This is a genomic window from Mycobacteroides sp. H003 (genome assembly GCF_001440135.1).
Classification (GTDB): domain Bacteria; phylum Actinomycetota; class Actinomycetes; order Mycobacteriales; family Mycobacteriaceae; genus Mycobacterium; species Mycobacterium gwanakae.
Genome location: NZ_LJYL01000010.1, coordinates 64,570 through 84,923, shown reverse-complemented (window position 1 = coordinate 84,923; position 20,354 = coordinate 64,570). Strand labels below are relative to the sequence as shown.

General features: G+C 64.7%; 17 protein-coding genes. 12 read left to right on the top strand and 5 right to left on the bottom strand.

Annotated features, from left to right (window positions below):
* Positions 1-33: 33 nt before the first annotated feature.
* The 5 genes from AOT87_RS06275 to AOT87_RS06260 all read left to right on the top strand — a co-directional run bounded on the left by AOT87_RS06275 (position 34) and on the right by AOT87_RS06260 (position 4,067).
* Complete coding sequence (locus tag AOT87_RS06275) at positions 34-1,338, top strand: CBS domain-containing protein (RefSeq protein ID WP_057969080.1); 1,305 nt, start codon at positions 34-36, stop codon at positions 1,336-1,338.
* On the top strand, positions 1,335-3,056 hold the full coding sequence (locus AOT87_RS06270; protein WP_057969079.1) for an Nramp family divalent metal transporter: 1,722 nt from the start codon (positions 1,335-1,337) through the stop codon (positions 3,054-3,056). The genes AOT87_RS06275 and AOT87_RS06270 overlap by 4 nt, the downstream gene beginning before the upstream one ends.
* Before the next feature lie 86 nt (positions 3,057-3,142).
* On the top strand, positions 3,143-3,274 hold the full coding sequence (locus tag AOT87_RS29490; protein ID WP_256364546.1) for a hypothetical protein: 132 nt from the start codon (positions 3,143-3,145) through the stop codon (positions 3,272-3,274).
* Between the two features lie 53 nt (positions 3,275-3,327).
* A complete protein-coding gene (locus AOT87_RS06265) occupies positions 3,328-3,696 on the top strand; it encodes a DoxX family protein (RefSeq protein ID WP_057969078.1) in 369 nt (122 codons plus the stop codon).
* Positions 3,693-4,067, top strand: a complete 375-nt coding sequence (locus tag AOT87_RS06260; protein ID WP_057969077.1) for a DoxX family protein — start codon at positions 3,693-3,695, stop codon at positions 4,065-4,067. Before AOT87_RS06265 ends, AOT87_RS06260 begins: the two co-directional genes overlap by 4 nt.
* Here AOT87_RS06260 and AOT87_RS06255 read toward each other — a convergent pair.
* Positions 4,064-4,795, bottom strand: a complete 732-nt coding sequence (locus AOT87_RS06255) for a TVP38/TMEM64 family protein (RefSeq protein WP_030093436.1) — start codon at positions 4,793-4,795, stop codon at positions 4,064-4,066. The genes AOT87_RS06260 and AOT87_RS06255 overlap by 4 nt on opposite strands.
* A gap of 180 nt (positions 4,796-4,975) precedes the next feature.
* On the opposite strand from AOT87_RS06255, the gene mutA reads away from it, so the two are divergent.
* The 4 genes from mutA to AOT87_RS06235 are packed head-to-tail and all read left to right on the top strand — an operon-like array spanning position 4,976 to position 10,613.
* Complete coding sequence (gene mutA, locus AOT87_RS06250; protein WP_057969076.1) at positions 4,976-6,802, top strand: methylmalonyl-CoA mutase small subunit; 1,827 nt, start codon at positions 4,976-4,978, stop codon at positions 6,800-6,802.
* Between the two features lies 1 nt (position 6,803).
* Positions 6,804-9,083 (top strand): methylmalonyl-CoA mutase, encoded by a 2,280-nt coding sequence (gene scpA, locus AOT87_RS06245; protein ID WP_030093434.1) that lies wholly within the window; start codon positions 6,804-6,806, stop codon positions 9,081-9,083.
* Positions 9,084-10,043, top strand: a complete 960-nt coding sequence (gene meaB, locus AOT87_RS06240; protein ID WP_057965894.1) for a methylmalonyl Co-A mutase-associated GTPase MeaB — start codon at positions 9,084-9,086, stop codon at positions 10,041-10,043.
* A 21-nt stretch (positions 10,044-10,064) separates the two neighbouring features.
* Positions 10,065-10,613: an exonuclease domain-containing protein gene (locus tag AOT87_RS06235; RefSeq protein WP_030093432.1), complete on the top strand. Its 549-nt coding sequence runs from the start codon at positions 10,065-10,067 to the stop codon at positions 10,611-10,613.
* Here the strand turns inward: AOT87_RS06235 and AOT87_RS06230 are convergent.
* Together AOT87_RS06230 and AOT87_RS06225 are read right to left on the bottom strand one after the other, a co-directional pair.
* On the bottom strand, positions 10,602-11,654 hold the full coding sequence (locus AOT87_RS06230) for a putative nucleotidyltransferase substrate binding domain-containing protein (RefSeq protein ID WP_057969075.1): 1,053 nt from the start codon (positions 11,652-11,654) through the stop codon (positions 10,602-10,604). The genes AOT87_RS06235 and AOT87_RS06230 overlap by 12 nt on opposite strands.
* 15 nt (positions 11,655-11,669) lie before the next feature.
* Complete coding sequence (locus AOT87_RS06225) at positions 11,670-12,542, bottom strand: LysR family transcriptional regulator (protein WP_057969074.1); 873 nt, start codon at positions 12,540-12,542, stop codon at positions 11,670-11,672.
* 91 nt (positions 12,543-12,633) lie between these two features.
* Here AOT87_RS06225 and AOT87_RS06220 point away from each other — a divergent pair, with 91 nt between their 5' ends.
* Both AOT87_RS06220 and ileS read left to right on the top strand, forming a co-directional pair.
* Positions 12,634-13,890, top strand: coding sequence for an MFS transporter (locus AOT87_RS06220; protein WP_057969073.1), 1,257 nt, complete (start codon positions 12,634-12,636; stop codon positions 13,888-13,890).
* A gap of 218 nt (positions 13,891-14,108) precedes the next feature.
* Positions 14,109-17,318 carry an isoleucine--tRNA ligase gene (gene ileS / locus AOT87_RS06215; protein ID WP_057969072.1) on the top strand — a complete coding sequence of 1,070 codons (3,210 nt, stop codon included), beginning with the start codon at positions 14,109-14,111 and terminating at the stop codon, positions 17,316-17,318.
* A 10-nt stretch (positions 17,319-17,328) separates the two neighbouring features.
* On the opposite strand, the gene AOT87_RS06210 is transcribed toward ileS, so the two are convergent.
* Positions 17,329-17,898 (bottom strand): class I SAM-dependent methyltransferase, encoded by a 570-nt coding sequence (locus tag AOT87_RS06210; RefSeq protein ID WP_198528430.1) that lies wholly within the window; start codon positions 17,896-17,898, stop codon positions 17,329-17,331.
* Positions 17,899-18,045: 147 nt separating this feature from the next.
* Between AOT87_RS06210 and AOT87_RS06205 the strand changes: the two genes are divergently transcribed.
* Entirely contained in the window at positions 18,046-19,416 is a 1,371-nt protein-coding gene (locus AOT87_RS06205) for a DNA polymerase IV (protein WP_081343294.1), read from the top strand.
* Here AOT87_RS06205 and AOT87_RS06200 read toward each other — a convergent pair.
* Positions 19,381-20,298, bottom strand: coding sequence for an asparaginase (locus AOT87_RS06200; protein ID WP_057969101.1), 918 nt, complete (start codon positions 20,296-20,298; stop codon positions 19,381-19,383). The two genes, AOT87_RS06205 and AOT87_RS06200, sit on opposite strands and share 36 nt — an antisense overlap.
* Positions 20,299-20,354 lie beyond the last annotated feature (56 nt).

Here is a 20,354-nt window from a genome sequence, read left to right as displayed (position 1 = left end):
GAAGCGTATTGGTCCAATCGCTGAGGAGTCGGCATGTCTACTTCGAGTAATGCGGCTGTGCCGCGGGTGATCCAATTTTCGGACCTATTGAAGGCCCCGGTAGTCGCACGTTCCGGTGACACAGTAGGCCGATTGGAAGACGTCATCGTTCGGTTCCGTGGGGCAGATGAGTACCCGATCGTCACCGGCTACGTCGTCGACATGGGTGGACGCAGGGTCTTCGTCTCCTCAGACGCGGTTTCCGCTGTGGCGCCTGCACGAATTGAATTGAGTAAGAACAAAGTTGATCTACGCGGCTTTGAACGTCGTGGCGGGGAATACCTGCTCGACGAGGACGTACTCGATCACCGGTTTATCGATGTGGAGAATGCCGAACTGGTGCATGCCTACGATATCGAGCTGGTGGAATCGCCGGAAGGGTGGATTCTTGCTCGACTCGATACACGGCGTCCGGCAAGGTTTTTCGGCCTGATCAAGGCCGGGGCCGGCCAGGCCGGTAGGGACTGGAAGGCCTTTGAGCCGATGATCGGTCACGGCGGTTCCCTGCTGGCACGCCGCGTCGGCGGGAGAGTGAACACCCTCAAACCCGCCGAAATCGCCGACCTACTCGAGGATGCCACCAAGGAAGAGGGCGGCGAGATCCTCGACCGGGTCCGCGACAACCCCGAACTCGAAGCCGATGTATTCGAGGAACTCGACTCCGATAAGGCCAGCAAGCTGTTCCAGGACATGCCCGATGCCGAGGTCGCCGCTCTCCTTGGCAGGATGCGTGCCGATGACGCGGCGGATGCGATCTTCGATCTGCGCCAGTCGCGTCGCCGGGCTGTTTTGGAGCTGATGCCGGGTCCACAACGCACCAAGGTGGTCACGTTGATGGGCTTCAGCCCCGAGTCGGCCGGTGGTCTGATGAACGTCGATATTGTTTCGTGCGTGCTCGGCAGCAGCGCCGTTGATGCGCTTACTGCGATCTCTGAGGCGAAATCCCTACAGCCCGAGGCGCTTCTGAAAGTGCACGTGATCGCCGATAACGGTGAATTGGTGGGTGTCGTGTCGGTGATCCGGCTGCTGCAGGCCGATCGTGACGTCCCCGTGGAATCGATCATGGACGATGATCCGGTGCGGGTCTCCCCGGAGGCCGACCTCACCGATGTCGCGCTGTTGATGGCCGACTACAACCTGGCTTTAATTCCCGTTGTCGATGAGGCAGACATGGTGCTTGGCGTGGTCACCTATGACGATGTGCTGGCCGCGTTGATCCCCGAGGATTGGCGTCGTCGTGAACCGGCTCCGCGTCCGGTGCGCCAGATCGCTTCGAGCCCAGACGGAGTCAGCCCATGAGCGACAAGGGAATGGTCGACGCGACGTTGGGAAACTCGGAGAACTTCGTGGCGGGGAGACCCGGAGTCGCCACGGTGCAGCCGAAGAGCGCGGTGCTTGACTCAGCGCATCTGGGCGACATCGAGGGCGCTTTCGGCAAGATCAGTGTGAGTGATCCAGGCCAGGCGCGGACCTTCAAGACCCGGATGGCCACCATGGCTGCGATCCTGGGGCCGGGCATCATCGTCATGGTCGGCGACAACGACGCCGGCGGTGTGGCGACGTACGCCCAGGCCGGTCAGAGTTATGGATACAGCTTGTTGTGGGTGCTTCTGCTGCTCATCCCGGTTCTCATCGTCAACCAAGAGATGGTGGTTCGGCTCGGCGCGGTGACCGGAGTCGGACACGCGAGGTTGATCAACGAACGGTTCGGCCGTGGTTGGGGCTGGTTCTCCGTGGGGGACTTGTTCATCCTGAACTTTCTGACCCTCGTTACTGAATTCATCGGTGTGGCACTGGCCTCCGAGTACCTGGGAGTGCCGAAGTACTACACAGTGCCCGTTGCCGCGATCGCGCTGATTCTCATCATGGCCACCGGGAGCTTCCGCCGTTGGGAGCGCGCCATGTTCGTGTTCATTGTGATCACACTGCTGCAGATCCCCATGTTCTTGATGTCGGATCCGCAGTGGGGAAGGGCAGCACACGATTTCGTGGTGCCAGGAATCGAAGGAGGAATCAGTTCGGGTGCGGTACTGCTGATCATCGCCATGGTCGGCACCACCGTGGCGCCATGGCAACTGTTCTTCCAGCAGTCGAACATCGTGGACAAGCGCATCACTCCGCGGTTCATCGGATATGAACGTGCTGACACCGTTATCGGCTCACTCGTGGTGGTGATAGGTGCGGCCGCGTTGCTGATGACGGCCGACTACGCAGCCCGCGTCACCGGGAACTCTGGCCCGGACAAATGGGGCGACGGTGGCGACGCGGGTCTGATCGCCGGCTGGTTGGGACAGGCTCAGCCATTGCTGGGCAAGATCTTTGCCATCGTCCTGCTGGATGCGTCGATCATCGGCGCGGCGGCGGTCACTCTGGCGACCAGTTACGCGTTCGGAGACACCTTCGGGCTCAAGCACTCGCTGCACCGGAGTTTCAAGGACGCCAAGCCGTTCTACTTGTCCTACACCGTGATGGTCGGCGTGGGGGCCGCCATCGTGCTGATCCCGCACGCCCCGCTCGGGCTGATGACCACCGCGGTGCAAGCCCTGGCCGGCCTGCTGCTGCCCAGCGCGAGCGTGTTCCTGTTGTTGTTGTGCAATGACAAGGCGGTGCTGGGTCCGTGGGTCAACAAAGCGTGGCTCAACGTCGTGGCTGGGCTCATCGTCGGTGTGCTGCTGTTCCTTTCCGGCATCTTGATGGCCACCACCCTTTTCCCGGACCTGGACGTCGTGCAGGTTGCCGGTGACCTCGGGGTAGGAGTCGCGGTCCTCGGGGTGCTGATAGGGATTGGCCTGTGGTGGGCCTCGGGCAGGCACGGCGTCGATCCGGCGGTGATAGCGATGAACAAGGCCCTCGAAGGCGTGGACGCCCGGACCTGGCGCATGCCCCCGCTGGCCCTACTGGAACCGGTCACGTGGAGTCCGGCGACGAAGCTGGGCATGCTCGCCCTTCGGGGATACCTGGTTGTCGGTGCCATCCTGTTGGTGGTGAAGGCAATTCAACTTGCGCACGGAAGTTGAGTGTCTGCTGGGGTAACGCGTAATGAAATCGTTGGGAAGACGCGGTCGCGCTGGATTCTGTCGGCGCGACCGCGTCCAATGAAGACATGAGTATTCGCGCGTTGCGACTTTTCCTGGAGCGCCATCGGTTGACCCCGCAGGAGCGCGCCAACATGCAGCTGGCCCATTCGCCCCTGGCGGTTATCTCGGCGTCCCTCGGAGCGCACGCACCGCACTAGCCGGAATCGGCCGACCAATCGACTACCCGATGTTGTGGTGGTTGACTGGAGCAATGAGCAACGACGCTTTCGTATCTCCCCGAGTCTTGGCTTTGCTGGGTGCCTTTCAGGCGATCGACGCCGCGCTGTGCGTCCAGCCTGTTCCCTATGTAGCCAAATGCCTTGATGACGTGCATTATCCACAGCAAAACCGTTGGATCTTCGCGCCGATCAAGGCCGCGTCCGCGATAGGCCTGTTGGGTGGAGTCCGTTTTCCGGGGCTTGCCAAGCTGACGCTGGTGCTGCTCACCATCTACTTCAGTCTGGCAGTGGGCGCGCATCTGCGGGTGCGCGATATCGGTGTCAATGCGCTATCAGCCTCGACCTTGCTGACCACCTACGGTGTGCTGGCAGCCAGGGGATTGGCGGCGAAATCGTCATGACAGAACGGCGTTTGGCGACACCGACGGTACTGACCGCGTTGGCGGTCATGCAGGCTGCCGATGCCGCGGCATGCGTCCGTCCGATCAAACCGATCAAGGATGCGCTGGAGAAAGTGGGTTTGCCACAACGGATCTGGTGGGTTCTGCCGGTCGTCAAGCTGGCTTCGGCCGTGGGGCTTCTCGGCGGTATCCGGTGGACGGCATTGGGTCGGCTGACCGCGTTCATGCTCACCGTCTACTTCACGCTGGCGGTCGGCGCACACATCCGTGCGCACGACCAGGCATTCCGCGCATTGCCCGCGGCAAGCCTGCTGGTGTGGTTCGCCGTTCTCGCGGGCAAAGGGTTCCAGGCGCGCGAGTCCGCGGTTTAGCCGCCGACCCGTTCGGGTTCATCCGAGGCCTCGGGCGTGGCGATTTCGGTGTGCGTGCGCTTGTAGCGCCGGATCTCGTACAAGATGCCCAGCACGCCGATCACCGACGTGGCCAAAGAAACCATGAAGAGCGTGCCGCTGATGTGCCCGGTGAGTGCATCACCGAGTACGACGACGGCAAGGGTGCCCGGAAGCAGGCCGATGAACGTGGCCAGCGTGTACGGCAATACCCGCACCGCGGAGGCGCCGGCTGCGTAGTTGAGCACCGAGAACGGCACGGCCGGGATGAGCCGCATGGACATCACGGCGATCCACCCGCGACGGCGTAGTTGATCGTCGACGTTCTTCACGCCGGGACGGTGATGCAGCGTGCTGAGCTTCCACCCCAGCGCCCGCACACCCCACAGCGCGAGCACTGCGCTCGCGGTGCTCGCGACGACGGCCAGGAGTACGCCGAGCTGCGTGCCGAAAAGCAAGCCGGCGGCCAGGGTGAAGGCAGTGCGTGGGAACGGCAGCACCGTCACGATCGTGTGTGCGGCGAGGAAGGCCAGTGGGAACCAGGGGCCGAGCTCACGGGCCCAGTCCCGCATCTGCAGGGCGGTCGGCAGCGGAAGAAACAGCACGGCCGCGGCCACGATGAGAACGGCCACACCGGTCCATAGCAGCTGCCGCGGCGGAATCCGTCGCGCCGCCGCGACGGACGCGCCCCAGACCTGCCGGAATCCCATGGTCGTCAGCCTACGGAGGTCGGATGAACGAACGGGACAGGACACGGGTGCCGCGATGGCCGTGCCCCCGTACTGGGCAGTAGTCGATGGCGTCATTTAGCCTGATGACTAAGTGTGATAGGCATTTCGGCATGGAGTGCCATATGTGTCGCTCGACGACGAGCAGCAGGGAGCAGTTTCGTGACTGTTGAGGTACCCGAGATCAGGCATGACTTCGCACGGTGGCAGAAGAACGTCGCCGGGGTATTGGCCAAGTCGACGCGCAAGGCTGTCGAGGATCTGCCCGCCGATCCCGAGCGACTGCTCGACTCGCCAACGTACGACGGGATTGCGATCCGTCCGTTGTACACGGCGCTCGATGAGCTTCCCGAGTCGTCCTTGCCCGGACAATGGCCATTTGCCCGGGGTGGTGATCCGCAACGCGATGTGAACAGTGGATGGAAGGTCGCCGAGCGTTTCGACGGTGCCGCTGCCGATGCGGCGCTCCTGAATGAGGCCATTCTCGACGCCCTGGGGCAGGGCACCAGCGCCGTCGTCCTGGCCGGTCTTGCGCCCGAGGCTGTGGGGCGCGCGTTGCAGGACGTGTACCTCGATCTGGCTCCGATCCAGGTGGAGGCCGGTGCCGAGCTGATCGGGGTAGCCGAGGCGATCTTCGCGGTGCTGGATGCTTACGAGGGAAATGCCGCCGGTGTTGTGGTGGACCTTGGCGCCGATCCGCTGGGGGATACGTTCACCGGCCGTTCGGGCGTCGCGATCGACGACGCGGTGGCGTTGGCCAGGCGCGCGGTCGCGCGGACCGGGCAGATCCGCGCCATCACCGCAGACGGCACCATCGCCCACGAACTCGGCGCCAGCGACAGCCAGGAACTCGCGGTCGCGATAGCCGCCGGGGTTGCCTACCTGCGGCTATTGCAGAACGCGGGCCTGGGAATTGCGGAAGCATTGCGGCAGATCAGTTTCCGCTTCGCTGCGACCGATGATCAGTTCCTGTCGATCGCAAAATTCCGTGCCGCCCGAGTGCTCTGGGCGCGGGTGGCTGAGGTCGCCGGCGCGCCCGAGGCCGGCGGAGCTCTCATGCACGCGGTGACTTCAGAGCCGATGATGGCCCAGCGTGATCCGTGGGTGAACATGCTGCGCACCACCTTGGCCGCTTTCGGCGCCGGAGTAGGTGGCGCGGACAGCGTGCGGGTACGCCAATTCGACGACGCGATCGTCGGTGGACTGGATTCGGTATCCCCGGCGTTCTCCGCGCGAATCGCCCGAAACACGCAGCTCCTGCTCATCGAGGAGTCCCATGTCGGCCGGGTGCTCGACCCCGGTGGCGGCTCCTGGTACATCGAGGACCTCACGGAAACCCTTGCGCAGCAGGCATGGTCGCTGTTCACCGAGATCGAGGGCGCCGGGGGATTCCAGGCGGCCGCCGAACTGATTCGGGAACGCATCGCCGCAACGCGCGCCCAGCGTGCCGACGACATCGCTCATCGGCGTACCTCGGTGACCGGAGTGAACGAATTCCCGAACCTGTCGGAAGCGCCGCTGCCACCACATGCCGCGGTGGGTTACCGGTACGCCGCCGAATTCGAGGCCCTTCGTGATCGCTCCGACGCAGCCCTGGCCGCGTCGGGCGCGCGTCCGGCCGCGCTGCTGATTCCGCTGGGTCCGCTGGCAGAGCACAACGTGCGCACCACCTTCGCCTCGAACCTGTTGGCCTCAGGCGGTATCGAGGCCGTCAATCCCGGTGTACTCGACGCCGGATCCGTCGCGGGTGCCGTGGCGGATGCGGGAGCGCGCATCGCGGTGATCTGTGGGACCGACGCCCGCTACGCCGCTGAGGCGGGTGCGGTTGTCGATGCGGCCAGGGCGGCGGGGATCACCGACGTCTACCTTGCGGGACCCGAGAAGTCCGTCGCGGAGGTCGCGCAGACGTCACGACCCGATGGCTATCTGACCATGAAAATCAATGCTGTCGAAGCGCTTTCAGCCATATTGACCAAGTTGGGGGCGTGACATGACTGACCTCACGGATCTTTCGGTATCCGACACCACCCTGGGCAGTTTCGCTGATATACCGCTGCACGGTGACCGTGCGCCGGTCGCGCCGGACGCTGCCGCCGTCGCGGCCGCGGTGAGTACCGCCGCCGGCGCTCACGGGTACACGCCCGAGCAACTCGACTGGGAGACGCCCGAGGCCATCACCGTCAAGCCCATCTATACCGCCGCAGACCGAGATGCCGTGCGGGAGCAGGGGTACCCACTGGATACCTTCCCGGGGCAGGTGCCGTTTCTGCGCGGGCCGTACCCGACGATGTACGTCAATCAGCCGTGGACCATCCGCCAGTACGCGGGCTTCTCCACGGCCGCCGAATCCAACGCCTTCTACCGCCGCAACCTGGCCGCGGGCCAGAAGGGCCTATCGGTGGCCTTCGACCTGGCGACCCACCGCGGATACGACTCGGATCATCCGCGAGTACAGGGCGACGTCGGCATGGCCGGTGTGGCCATCGATTCCATCCTGGATATGCGTCAGTTGTTCGACGGGATCGACCTGGGGTCGGTATCGGTGTCGATGACCATGAATGGCGCGGTGCTTCCGATTCTGGCGCTGTACGTGGTGGCCGCCGAGGAACAGGGTGTCAGTCCCCAGCAGCTGGCCGGGACCATCCAGAACGACATCCTCAAAGAGTTCATGGTCCGCAACACCTACATTTATCCGCCGAAGCCGTCGATGCGGATCATCTCGGACATCTTCTCCTACACCAGCGCCAAGATGCCGAAGTTCAACTCGATCTCCATTTCCGGCTATCACATCCAAGAGGCCGGTGCCACAGCCGATCTCGAACTGGCGTATACCCTGGCCGATGGCGTCGAGTACATCAAGGCGGGGCTGGAGGGCGGCCTGGACATCGATGTGTTCGCGCCGCGTCTGTCCTTCTTCTGGGCCATTGGCATGAACTTCTTCATGGAGGTGGCCAAGCTGCGGGCCGGGCGTCTGCTGTGGAGCGAGCTGGTGGCGCAGTTCGATCCGAAGAGCGCCAAATCGCAGTCTCTGCGTACGCATTCGCAGACTTCCGGCTGGTCGCTGACCGCGCAGGATGTGTTCAACAATGTCGCCCGCACCTGCATCGAGGCGATGGCCGCCACCCAAGGGCACACCCAGTCGCTGCACACCAACGCCCTGGACGAGGCGTTGGCGCTGCCCACCGACTTCTCGGCACGTATCGCACGCAACACCCAGCTGCTCATCCAGCAGGAGTCGGGCACGTGTCGTCCGATCGACCCATGGGGTGGCTCGTACTACGTGGAGTGGCTGACCCATCAGCTCGCTTCCCGTGCGCGCGAGCACATCCGGGAGGTCACCGAAGCCGGTGGGATGGCGCAGGCCATCGATCAGGGCATCCCGAAGCTGCGCATCGAGGAGGCCGCCGCACGTACTCAGGCACGCATTGACTCGGGCCGTCAGCCGGTGATCGGCGTCAACAAGTACCAGGTGGTCGAGGATCAGCAGATCGAGGTGCTGAAGGTCGAGAACTCGCGGGTGCGCGCCGAACAGCTGGCCAAATTGCAGCAGTTGCGTGCCGAGCGTGATAACGACGCGGTGCAGCGTGCACTTGATGAACTGACCAGGGCCGCGGCTGATTCCAGCCGTGCCGGGGAAGACGGATTGGGCAACAACTTGATGGCGCTGGCCATCGACGCCGCTCGCCACAAGGCGACGGTCGGGGAGATCTCCGACGCGCTGGAGAAGGTCTACGGGCGCCATCAAGCCGAAATCCGTACCATCAGCGGCGTATACCGCGACGAGGTGGGAAGGGATGGCGCCGTCAACAGCGTGACGCAAGCGACCGAGCTCGTGCAAAAGTTCGCCGACGCCGATGGTCGCCGGCCGCGTGTGCTGGTCGCCAAGATGGGCCAGGATGGGCACGACCGTGGGCAGAAGGTGATCGCAACGGCCTTCGCCGATATCGGTTTCGACGTGGACGTGGGCCCGCTGTTCCAGACGCCGGAGGAAGTCGCACGCCAGGCCGCCGACAACGACGTGCACGTGGTCGGGGTGTCCTCGCTGGCCGCGGGGCACTTGACTCTGGTGCCGGCGCTGCGCGAGGCCTTGGCAGAGGTGGGCCGCCCCGACATCATGATCGTCGTCGGCGGTGTCATCCCGCCCGGTGATTTCGATGAGCTGTACGCGGCGGGTGCCGCGGCCATCTTCCCCCCAGGGACCGTCATCGCTGAGGCCGCGATTGGGCTGTTGCACAAGCTGGCTGAACGACTCGGATACAAGCTCGCGTAAATGGACCTGAGCAACGCGATCCGTTCGGGTGATCGTTCTGCGCTCGCGAAAGCCATCACGCTGGTGGAGTCGACGCGCCCGGATCACCGAGCGCAGGCTCAGCAGTTACTGCTGGACATCTCGCCCGATGCGGGAGAAGCACTACGGGTCGGTATCACCGGTGTGCCCGGGGTGGGCAAGTCGACCACCATCGAGGCCCTCGGCATGTATCTCATCGAGCAGGGGCACCGGGTGGCGGTGCTGGCGGTCGATCCGTCATCCACTCGCACCGGAGGATCGATCCTCGGTGACAAGACCCGGATGGGGCGGCTCTCCGTACATCCCGATGCGTACATCCGTCCCTCTCCCACCTCAGGAACGCTGGGCGGGGTCGCCAAGGCGACCCGTGAGACGGTGGTGCTGCTGGAGGTGGCCGGGTTCGACGTCATTCTCATTGAGACCGTCGGTGTCGGACAGTCCGAGGTCACCGTCGCGAACATGGTTGACACCTTTGTGTTCCTGACGTTGGCACGCACCGGAGATCAGCTGCAGGGCATCAAAAAGGGTGTCCTGGAGCTCGCCGATATCGTGGTGGTGAACAAGGCCGATGGCGCCCATGCCATCGAGGCCCAGAAGGCCGCACGGGAATTGTCGGGTGCCCTACGCTTGATCTATCCGCATGACACCCTCTGGCGCCCACCGGTTCTCACCATGAGCGCATTGGAGAACAGCGGGGTGTCCGAGATGTGGGAGACCGTCTTGCGGCACCGCGAGGTATTGACGGAGGCGGGGGAGTTCGGCGCCAAACGCCGTCGTCAGCAAGTCGAATGGATGTGGGCGATGGTGCGTGACGCGGTGCTGGATCGGGTGCTCAACGCGCCGGATGTGAAGGCGGCGCGGGCGGATATCGAACAGCAAGTGCGCGAGGGAACCTTGACGCCCGCCCTGGCGGCCGAGCAATTGCTCAAGCTCAGCTCGTAGTCGCGCGCGAGAGGATGTTCCATGGCCCTGGTCTTTCTCGATACCGAGACCACTGGGCTGCACCGTGAGCGCGAGCCATGGGAAATAGCGATCATTCGCCGTACCGATGCCGGGCAGCGGCAGCTGCACCTGTGCGTGGACGTTCAGGATCTGGATCTGGAATCGGCGGATCCGGCCGGCCTTGAGATCAGCGGTTTCCACAAACGTCATCCGCAGGTGCGTCTGCGCCCGCTGCAGTTCCCGCGCGTCTTCCGTGCCGCTGAGGCAGCGTCGCTCGTCGGGGAATGGACGGCGGGAGCCACGATCGTCGGGGTGATACCTCAATTCGACGCCGAGTGTCTGACGCGAATGTTCTTGGCACACGGGGTTCACCCGGCGTGGAATCCGGATCTTGTCGATGTTGTCGCAGTGACGGCGGCCCGGATCCGTGAACGCGGATTGATACCGGACGCCGACTATTCGAACCTATCGCTGCAATTCGGGGTCAGAACGCCGAGTGCCGGTCAGCGGCACACGGCCCTGGGCGATGCTCGCTGGGCCATGCGCTGGTACGACCGGTTATCGGAATGAGGATGTCGAGGACAGGTAGATGAGCTTGCGCCGGATGCCGGCGATCTCGCGCGCCACGGAGCGCAGCACCGCACGTTCCTGTGGGGCAAGGGCGGCCAGTGACACGGTGTCGGACAGCTGCCGTCCGTCCTGCCAGGCTGCGGCCCGGGACCGCCACCGAAATCGCAGCAGCCACGCGAAGCAATCCCGCAGCGTCGAGGCATCGTCGGCGTCCAAGACCTTGGCCGCCGAGGCGGCGTCGAGGCGTTCCGGTGTCGCGAGGGCGTCCGATCCGGCGGACAACGCCGCCCAGCGGGCGATCTTCACCACGGGATCGATCGCCGCGACCTTGAGGTCGACAGCATCGGACTGCGTGGCGAATATCCGCAATCGCGAGGGGAACCCGGCGCGCACGGCCACCGCGTCCTGAAGCATGGCAAGCCGGATGGCGTAGTGCCGCTGTGCACAGCGGACGTTCTCACTGCGAAGTGCGTTGTCGGACAACAATGATCCCGGGTCAACCCCGCGAGAGTCGGCCATCAGCCCCGCCATCACAACACCCCGGTCCTCGGGCGGGTTGGCGCACCAACGTTCGATTCCCTCGAACCAGTTGGTCTTGCGGCGGCAGAATCGGCCGCGGCTTGCCAGGACTCCGTTGGCATCGCTGCCGATGTCTGCACGTTCGAGCATGGCGTGGACCTGAGCGGCCGTCTCCATGAGGTACGTCTTGCCGTCAGCGTCAACCTCGTCGTCGACGACAAGCAGCGTCTCTACATCGGAACCGGGTGCCGCCTCGCCCCGGGCCACGCTTCCCGAGACGAACCATGCCCAGCCCGGATTCACACCGTTGGTGACGAGACGCGCCGACGCGTGGATGCTATGCCGCAACGCTTCCGACCAGGCTGCAGCCAGCGCCGCTTCCGGTGTACGCGCACGCACTTCGCGTGCCATCGCCGCCCGGACCGCGGCCATGGCCGCATAGAACTGTGCCTCGTCGGCGGCGATATCGATCTGCGTTATGGCCAGGGCGATCCCGTTCTCGGGCGGCACGTCGGCAGACATGGGGATGATTGTTACCTAGGTCGAGGCGATGGCGTGGGATATGAAATCTCGTACCGGGCGCGAAAGAGGCTGCCCGGAGCTCCAGATGATGCCGACGTCCCGGTGTGCGTCGGCATCCACGAGGCGCAACATCCTGAGATCGGGTGGGTAGGTGGTGGCATCGACGGGGAGCACCGTGATGCCCAGGCCCGCCGCCACCAGGCCCGCGACGGTGGTGAGATTGCTCGATTCGAGCACTATGCGTGGCTGGAATTGTGCGGCAGCACAAAGCTCTTCGAGGAGACGACGCATGCCGTACCCGGGATGCATCCCGATGAAAGGCTCGTCGGCCAGATCGATCATCGATACGTCTTCGGCTTGTGCCAGCCGGTGATCCGTCGGTACGGCCACTCCCAGGCGCTGCCGGAAGAGGTTGCGCCATGCAAGATTTGTACGGAGAGGACGCGGCGAAACAATCGCGACGTCGAGATCGCCGTTCGCGACAAGGTCATCAAGGCTGCCTGCGGCGCCCTGCTCCAGCACGAAGCGCACGTGTGGCGACGTCGCGGCGAAGCCGGCAATCAGCCGGGCGACGAGCGTGGGGCCAAAGGTGTGCAGGAATCCGAGCCGGATCTCACCTTCGGCGGGGTTGGCGAGGTCGTTGATGGTTCGGCGGGCGGAGTCCAGCTCCATCTGGGCGCGCCTGGCGTGCTGATAGAAGATCCGTCCCGACGGGTTCAGCGTAAGCCGCTTGCCGTGCCGGTCGAACAGTTGAGCGCCAAGCCGTCGCTCCAATCTGGCCAGCATCCGGGTGAGCGTGGGCTGGGCGATCTGCAGTTGCTCGGCGGCGGCGGTGACGTTTTGTCGTTCGGCGAGTGTGATGTACCACTCGTAGTCGCCGTCGGCCACGCTGCCACCTCCTTATATGCGCAAATTGAATTATAGATCGTCACATCGCTCATTTCCGTGATATGCCTGGTCGGGAGGAGCATTTCCTGTCATGGCGATGGCTCCAAGTACCGAGCACACCCCGGCGATCAGCGCCGCTGATCCCATACCCCACGAGACGGGCACCGCCGGATATCGGCGTCTGACGGGCGCCCTCTTCGCCGCCGGGCTTGCCACGTTCGCCGCTCTATACGGCACGCAGGCGGTACTCCCGGCGCTCTCCGCGGATTTCGGTGTCAGTCCCGCCGCCGCCGCGCTGACGGTCTCGGTGACCACCGGAATGCTCGCGCTGTCGATCATTCCGGCAAGCGCGCTCTCGGAGCGGTACGGGCGTACCCGGGTGATGCTGGTCTCGGCAATCGTGACGACGATCATCGGGCTACTGCTCCCGGCCAGTCCCACCTTCGCGGTGCTGTTGATCGGCCGTGCCGCCGAAGGTGCAGCACTGGCGGGGATTCCGGCTGTCGCGATGGCGTTCCTCGCCGAAGAAGTACATCCGGGCTCCCTGGGTTCGGCGATGGGCAGATACATTGCCGGCACGACGGTCGGCGGACTTTCCGGACGGCTCGTGGCCTCCTCGGTGCTCGATGTGAGTAATTGGCGGATCGCCTTACTGGGCAGTGGCGCAATGACTTTGGTATGCACAGTGTTGTTCGCGGTGCTGTTGCCGAAGTCCCAGTTCTTTGTGCCCAAGCGGGTGCGGGTCGGCACCACGATGCGGGTCCTGGGTGTGCACCTGCGAAACCCGGTCCTGCTCGTCATGTTCGGGTTGGCATTTGTGCTGATGGGCGGGTTCGTCACCGTGTACAACTACCTGGGCTATCGGCTGGTCGCCCCGCCGTTCGGTTTACCCACGGCCATTGCCGGTCTGTTGTTTCTGCTGTACCTGGCGGGAACGGTGTCCTCGGCGATGGCCGGGCGGCTGGCAGACCGTCGCGGCCGCGGCCTGGTGCTGATCTCGGCGGTGGCCATCACGGCGGTGGGGCTCGCACTGACCATCCCGGACTCGCTCATCACGGTGATCATCGGCGTGGGGGTGTTCACCGCCGGATTCTTCGCCGCGCATACCGTCGCGAGTGGCTGGGTTGGCGCCGTCGCGCAGCGTGACCGGGCGGAGGCGTCCGCGCTGTACCTATTCAGTTACTACCTGGGCAGCTCGGTGGCAGGCGCAGCGGGCGGATTGGCGTATCAGGCCGGCGGGTGGGCGCTGACGGTGCTCTTCGTGAGCGCCCTCCTGGCGATTGCCCTGGTCCTGGCCGCCGTGATGATGCTCCGAAACCGGTTTGGCCATATCAACGCACCCGAATAGAATTGCCCTACAGACATCGATCCGGCCATCACCGGGGAGTCTCCGGAAGAAAGGCTCCGTGCGCAGCACGGATCACCGAGTAGAGCCGGACGGGTAGGCCCGTCACAGCCTGTGTGAGAGGCCCCGGGCAAGTAGGGGCAAGCGGGGTGGTACCGCGGAGGTACGCCGACGGCGTCCCATCGTCCCCGTGCCGGCGAGCACAGGGAGATGTACCGACTATGCCTGATGGTTTTCGCGCAAGCGGCTCATCCACAGACGCGTACCCACGCACCGATCTTGGCGCCGATCAGCGCAGCGGATCACCGAATCTTCCTGCGTTGGAAGAACAGGTGCTGCGCTACTGGGACGCGGACGACACGTTCCGCGCCAGCATCGCCAATCGGGACGGCTCACCGGAATACGTCTTCTACGACGGTCCGCCGTTCGCCAACGGGCTGCCTCACTACGGACATCTACTCACCGGGTACGTCAAGGACATCGTGCCGCGCTATCAGACCATGCGCGGACATCAGGTGTACCGCCGATTTGGTTGGGATACACATGGTTTGCCCGCTGAGCTGGAAGCCGAACGCCAGCTCGGCATCACCGACAAATCGCAGATCGACGACATGGGTATCGCCGAGTTCAACGACGCCTGCCGCGAATCGGTGCTGCGCTACACCAAGGAGTGGCAGGACTACGTCACCCGGCAGGCGCGCTGGGTGGACTTCGACAACGACTACAAGACGCTCGACCCGACCTTCATGGAGTCGGTCATCTGGGCGTTCAAGCAATTGTGGGACAAGGGACTGGCGTACGAGGGATACCGGGTACTGCCGTACTGCTGGCGTGACGAGACACCGTTGTCCAACCATGAGCTTCGGATGGACGACGACGTCTACCAGAGTCGCCAGGATCCCGCGGTCACCGTGGGGTACCGGATTGCGGGCAACGCGGACAGCCGGTGGGCGGCGCTCGACGGTGCACGCCTGCTGATCTGGACCACCACCCCCTGGACTCTGCCCTCGAACCTGGCCGTCGCGGTCAATCCAGAGGTGGCCTACGCGGTGGTGAAACCCGAGGGTTCCGAGGAGCGTTACCTGTTGGCGCAGGCGCGAATCGGAACCTATGCGCGCGAGCTGGGTGAAGAGCCGACCGTACTGGACACGTACACCGGGGCCGAACTGCTGGGCCTGCGGTACCTTCCGCCGTTCCCGTACTTCCAGCAGGATGCGTCACCGAATGCCTTCACGGTGCTCTCGGCTGAATACGTCACCACCGACGACGGCACCGGCATCGTGCATATGGCCCCCGCCTACGGTGAAGAAGACAAGAACGTGACCGACAAGGCCGGGATTACCCCCGTCACCCCGGTCGATTCAAAGGGCCGATTCGACGCCACCGTGCCCGATTACCAGGGCCAGCAGGTTTTTGATGCCAACGCGCAGATCATCAAAGACCTCAAGAACGGCACCGGTTCCGCGGCTATCAACGATGCCGTCCTGCTGCGTCACGAGACCTACGACCACTCGTACCCGCATTGCTGGCGCTGCCGAAACCCGTTGATCTATCGCGCGGTGTCGTCGTGGTTCATCAAGGTGACCGAGTTCCGCGATCGGATGGTGGAGCTCAACGAACAGATCACCTGGTATCCCGAACACGTCAAGCACGGCCAGTTCGGCAAGTGGCTGGAGGGTGCGCGCGACTGGTCAGTTTCCCGGAATCGATACTGGGGCAGTCCCATTCCGGTCTGGAAGTCGGACGATCCGGCGTATCCGCGCATCGATGTGTACGGAAGTCTCGACGAGCTGGAGCGCGACTTCGGGGTTCGTCCGACCAATCTGCACCGGCCGTACATCGACGAGTTGACCCGCCCCAACCCGGACGATCCGACCGGCAAGTCCACCATGCGCCGCATCCCGGACATCTTCGATGTCTGGTTCGATTCGGGCTCAATGCCGTACGCGCAGGTGCACTATCCGTTCGAGAATGCCGAGTGGTTCGACAATCACTTCCCGGCCGACTTCATTGTCGAATACATCGGCCAGACGCGCGGCTGGTTTTACGTCATGCATGTGCTGGCGACCGCGATCTTCGATCGGCCCGCGTTCAGAACCTGTGTGTCGCATGGCATCGTGCTGGGCAACGACGGCCAGAAGATGAGTAAGTCGCTGCGCAACTATCCCGATGTCAACGAGGTCTTCGATCGCGACGGATCCGACGCGATGCGGTGGTTCCTGATGGCATCGCCGATCCTGCGCGGCGGCAACCTGATCGTCACCGAGCAGGGCATCCGCGAGGGTGTGCGGCAGGTGCTCCTGCCGCTGTGGAACGCGTGGAGCTTCCTGCAGCTGTACGCACCCAAGCCGGGCACATGGCGCACCGATTCGACGCAGGTACTGGACAGGTACATCCTGGCCAAACTGGCGCAGCTGCGTGACGACCTCACCGCGGCCATGGATACCTGCGATGTCTCCGGGGCGTGCGAACACCTGCGGCAGTTTACCGACGCGCTGACCAATTGGTATGTCCGACGGTCACGTTCGCGGTTCTGGGACGAAGATGCGGATGCGATCGACACCCTGCACACCGTCTTGGAGACGACCTGCCGTCTGGCCGCGCCGCTGCTGCCCCTGACCACCGAGGTGATCTGGAAGGGGTTGACGGGGGAGCGCTCCGTGCACCTGGCCGACTGGGTGTCCGAATCGGCACTGCCCGCCGATCCCGACCTGGTCGCCGCCATGGACGAGGTGCGAAAGGTGGCTTCCACTGGGTCTTCACTGCGTAAGGCCAAGAAGCTGCGGGTGCGCCTGCCGCTGCTGAAATTGACTGTCGCGGTGCCGAACCCCGAGCGATTGGAGCCCTACCGGGCACTGATCGCCGATGAGCTCAACGTGAAATCCGTGGAACTCACCGACGATATCGCTGGCTATGGCAAGTTCGAGTTGACCGTCAATGCGCGCGCCGCAGGCCCGCGGCTGGGTAAAGAGGTGCAAACCGTCATCCGCGCGGTCAAGGCCGGCGATTGGGCGCAGCAGGCCGACGGAACCGTCGTCGCTGCCGGAATCACCCTGCAGGAGGGCGAATTCGACTCACGGCTGGTGGCCGCGGAGCCCGATTCCACGGCGGCCCTGCCTGAGGGCGGGGGACTGGTCATCCTCGATGACACCGTCACCGAGGAGCTGGAAGCCGAGGGGTGGGCGCGCGATCTCATCCGGGAGCTTCAGGACCTTCGCAAGTCGTCGGGCCTGGAGGTATCCGACCGTATCGAGGTCACCCTCGAGGTTCCCGCCGAGCGCAGTGCCTGGGCCGAACACCACCGCGATCTGATCGCCGGTGAAATCCTGGCCACGACACTGGAAATCGGCGAAGCCGGCCAGAATATGCGGACACCCGCCACCGATCTCGGTGACGGGGTCCGGGTGTCCCTGAAGAAGACGGCGGGCTAGTACGTCGGTTCTAGGCGGCCTTCACCGCGCGCCAGCGCTGATTGCCGCCGTCGAGGTGATGCTCGATATCGGTGAAACCCGCAGCCCGCAAGCGACCCGGCAGCGATGTCGTCGGCACCGGGTTGTAGGTGTCACCGATGTGCAGCAGCCGGAAGAAGGTGGAATGCACTCCGTCGCTGCCGGCGAAGACACCGCCGGGGGCCAGCACCCTGTGCGCCTGCGCGAACAGCTGGTCCTGCAGATCAGCTGTCGGGACATGGTGCAGCATGGTGAAGCACACCACGGAGCTGAAGCGGTCGTCGTCGAAACCGAGCTTGGTGCCGTCACCCTGGATCACGGTCGCCTGATCGCCATAGAGCCGCTGCAGCCGCGAGGCCATGGTGTCGTCGATCTCGACGGCGGTCAGCTGCGGGGTGCGTTTGGTCAGCACGCGCAGATTCGCGCCATAACCGGGCCCGATCTCCAAGGTGTCCGCACCGAGCTCGACGTCCTGCAGCGCCCACGGCAGGAGCTGCGACTCGGTCTTACGTGCCCACATCTCCGAGCTACAACACCACCGGTGCACCAAGTTCATTGCCATGACATCAGGCTAGGGACGCATCGGCTGTCCGAGTAGCGTGATTCAGCCATTTCTTATCGGCGTTCGGCCATCGGGTGGCGATCGTGGTGCTCAGTGTGGCGGGATCGCCGGACAGGGCACGTCCGACCTGCGCAATACGATGATCGCGTGTGTGCTGCCGGTCGATGGGTTCTGCACCTCGACATGGATGCCTTCTTCGCCTCGGTCGAGCAGCTGACCCGGCCAACCCTGCGTGAGCGACCGGTCCTTGTCGGCGGCACGGGAGGTCGGGGCGTGGTGGCCGGCGCGAGCTATGAGGCCCGGGTTTTCGGTGCCCGCTCGGCTATGCCCATGCATCAGGCGCGGCGCCTCGTGGGCATCTCCGCCGTTGTGCTGCCGCCTCGCGGGGCGGTGTACGGCGTCGCGAGCCGACGGGTGTTTGCGACGGTGCGATCGATGATTCCGGTGCTGGAACAGCTCTCCTTCGACGAGGCTTTCGGAGAGCCCGCCGAACTGGCCGGGGCCACAACCGAAACGGTAGGCCAGTACATCGAGGAACTTCGTTCCCGGGTGCTGGCCGAGACCGGGCTCACCGCATCGGTCGGGGCGGGGTCGGGGAAGCAGCTCGCCAAGATCGCATCGGGATTGGCCAAACCCGACGGGGTGCGGATCATCGCTCCGGCGGAGGAACGCGCACTGCTCGAGGATCTGCCGGTGCGCAAATTGTGGGGAATCGGACCCGTTGCCGAAGAGCGGCTGAACCGCCTGGGAATCAACACTATTGGCCAGTTCGCGGCGCTGCAGACCGGTGAGGTGGCCTCGGTGCTGGGCGGCACGATCGGCCCCGCGCTGCATCAACTCGCACGGGGGATCGATGAGCGTCCGGTCGCCGAACGTGCCGAAACCAAACAGATCAGCGCCGAATCCACCTTCGCCGATGATCTGACGACTCTCGATCAATTGCGCGAGGCCATCGAACCCATCGGCGCCCACGCCCACCGGCGATTGATCAAGCATGGTCGCGGCGTGCGTACCGTCACCGTCAAACTTCGGCGCTCAGACATGAGCATCCTGACCAGATCGGCGACTCTGCCCTACGCCACCACTGAACGCGCGGTACTGATGTCGGCTGCGCGCCGGCTGCTACTCGACCCTATTGAGATCGGCCCCATTCGCCTTGTTGGCGTGGGATTCTCGGGATTTTCCGACACCCAGCAGGCCTCTCTTTTTCCCGACCTGGACCAGACCGAATCGATTGGCGAGACCGATGAGGCCGCATCGGCTGTCGCCACGCCGGAACCACGTGCGGCGAGCTGGGGCGTCGGCGACGACGTCAGCCATCCCGAGTTCGGGCACGGTTGGATCCAGGGCACCGGGCACGGCGTCATGACCGTGAGATTCGAGACACGTGGCAGCGGGCCCGGCATCGCGCGCACCTTCGGTGTCGATGACCAGGATGTCACCCGTGCCGATCCGGTGGCCAGTCTGGACTGGCCGCAGGAGTCAGCCGAGCCGGTCGACGACGGCGCGCAGATCTGATCCGGTGGCCAGTGCCGCCATCAACAGCACCCGCGCCTGCGCGGAACGCAACCGGGGCACCACCACCGCACCGGCGTCGATCAATCTCTGGCCCGGCGCATATCCGGTCGTCAGCGCCCCGCCCGGCACCCGGGTGGTCACCAGCACGCGTATCCCGTTCTCGACGAGACGCGAAACTGTCTCGATGACAACATCATTGGCGTTACCTGCGCCCATTGATTCCAGCACCAGTCCCTGGGCGCCGGCTCGCACGTAGGAGTCGAGCGCCACCGCGTCGGCACCCGGGTACAGGCTCACGATGTCGACGCGGGGTAACGCGGCGCGGGTCACGGTGCCAAGGAATGGGGCGGGGGCATCGCAGCTGCGAACGAACACGCCGTCGCGCACGTGCCCGACGGTAGTGGCACCGGCGAATCCGGCGGGATCGGCCAGATCGATCTTGCGCAGGCCCGGTGCCGCATACACCTGCCCCGCGAAGCACACCACCACGCCCAGAGTCTCGCCGCTGGCGGCCACCGTGAACGCATCGCGAAGATTTCCCGGGCCGTCGGATTCGGGGTGGTCGCCACTGCGCTGCGCCCCGGTGAGGACGACGGGTACCTGCACCGCGCAGGTCAGCGCGAGCCAGAGCGCGGTTTCCTCCAAGGTGTCCGTGCCATGCGCGATGACGACTCCAGAGGCGCCGCCGGCGATATGGGCGCGGATGGACGCGGCGATCTGCTGCCAGCGCTGCGGGGTCATTTCCGAGCTGTCGATCGTCATCAGGTCGTCGACCACGACCTCGCCGTACCCTGACGCCGCGAGCAGGTCACCACCTGAACTGCGGTGCCGGGCGATGCCGTCGCTGCCGACCTCGGTCGCGATGGTTCCGCCGGTGGTCAGCAGCACAAGGGTCGGTGACGGGCCTTTGGGGTGAAGAGCATCGGGCACAGCGGCGA

Bases quoted from the DNA above. Each gene is read 5' to 3' on its own strand.
- AOT87_RS29490 (WP_256364546.1), top strand. From the start codon at position 3,143: ATGAGTATTCGCGCGTTGCGACTTTTCCTGGAGCGCCATCGGTTGACC.
- ileS (WP_057969072.1), top strand. From the start codon at position 14,109: ATGCCTGATGGTTTTCGCGCAAGCGGCTCATCCACAGACGCGTACCCA.
- AOT87_RS06270 (WP_057969079.1), top strand. From the start codon at position 1,335: ATGAGCGACAAGGGAATGGTCGACGCGACGTTGGGAAACTCGGAGAAC.
- AOT87_RS06275 (WP_057969080.1), top strand. From the start codon at position 34: ATGTCTACTTCGAGTAATGCGGCTGTGCCGCGGGTGATCCAATTTTCG.
- AOT87_RS06230 (WP_057969075.1), bottom strand. From the start codon at position 11,654: ATGTCTGCCGACGTGCCGCCCGAGAACGGGATCGCCCTGGCCATAACG.
- meaB (WP_057965894.1), top strand. From the start codon at position 9,084: ATGGACCTGAGCAACGCGATCCGTTCGGGTGATCGTTCTGCGCTCGCG.
- AOT87_RS06235 (WP_030093432.1), top strand. From the start codon at position 10,065: ATGGCCCTGGTCTTTCTCGATACCGAGACCACTGGGCTGCACCGTGAG.
- AOT87_RS06265 (WP_057969078.1), top strand. From the start codon at position 3,328: ATGAGCAACGACGCTTTCGTATCTCCCCGAGTCTTGGCTTTGCTGGGT.
- AOT87_RS06260 (WP_057969077.1), top strand. From the start codon at position 3,693: ATGACAGAACGGCGTTTGGCGACACCGACGGTACTGACCGCGTTGGCG.
- AOT87_RS06255 (WP_030093436.1), bottom strand. From the start codon at position 4,795: ATGGGATTCCGGCAGGTCTGGGGCGCGTCCGTCGCGGCGGCGCGACGG.
- AOT87_RS06210 (WP_198528430.1), bottom strand. From the start codon at position 17,898: ATGGCAATGAACTTGGTGCACCGGTGGTGTTGTAGCTCGGAGATGTGG.
- scpA (WP_030093434.1), top strand. From the start codon at position 6,804: ATGACTGACCTCACGGATCTTTCGGTATCCGACACCACCCTGGGCAGT.
- AOT87_RS06220 (WP_057969073.1), top strand. From the start codon at position 12,634: ATGGCGATGGCTCCAAGTACCGAGCACACCCCGGCGATCAGCGCCGCT.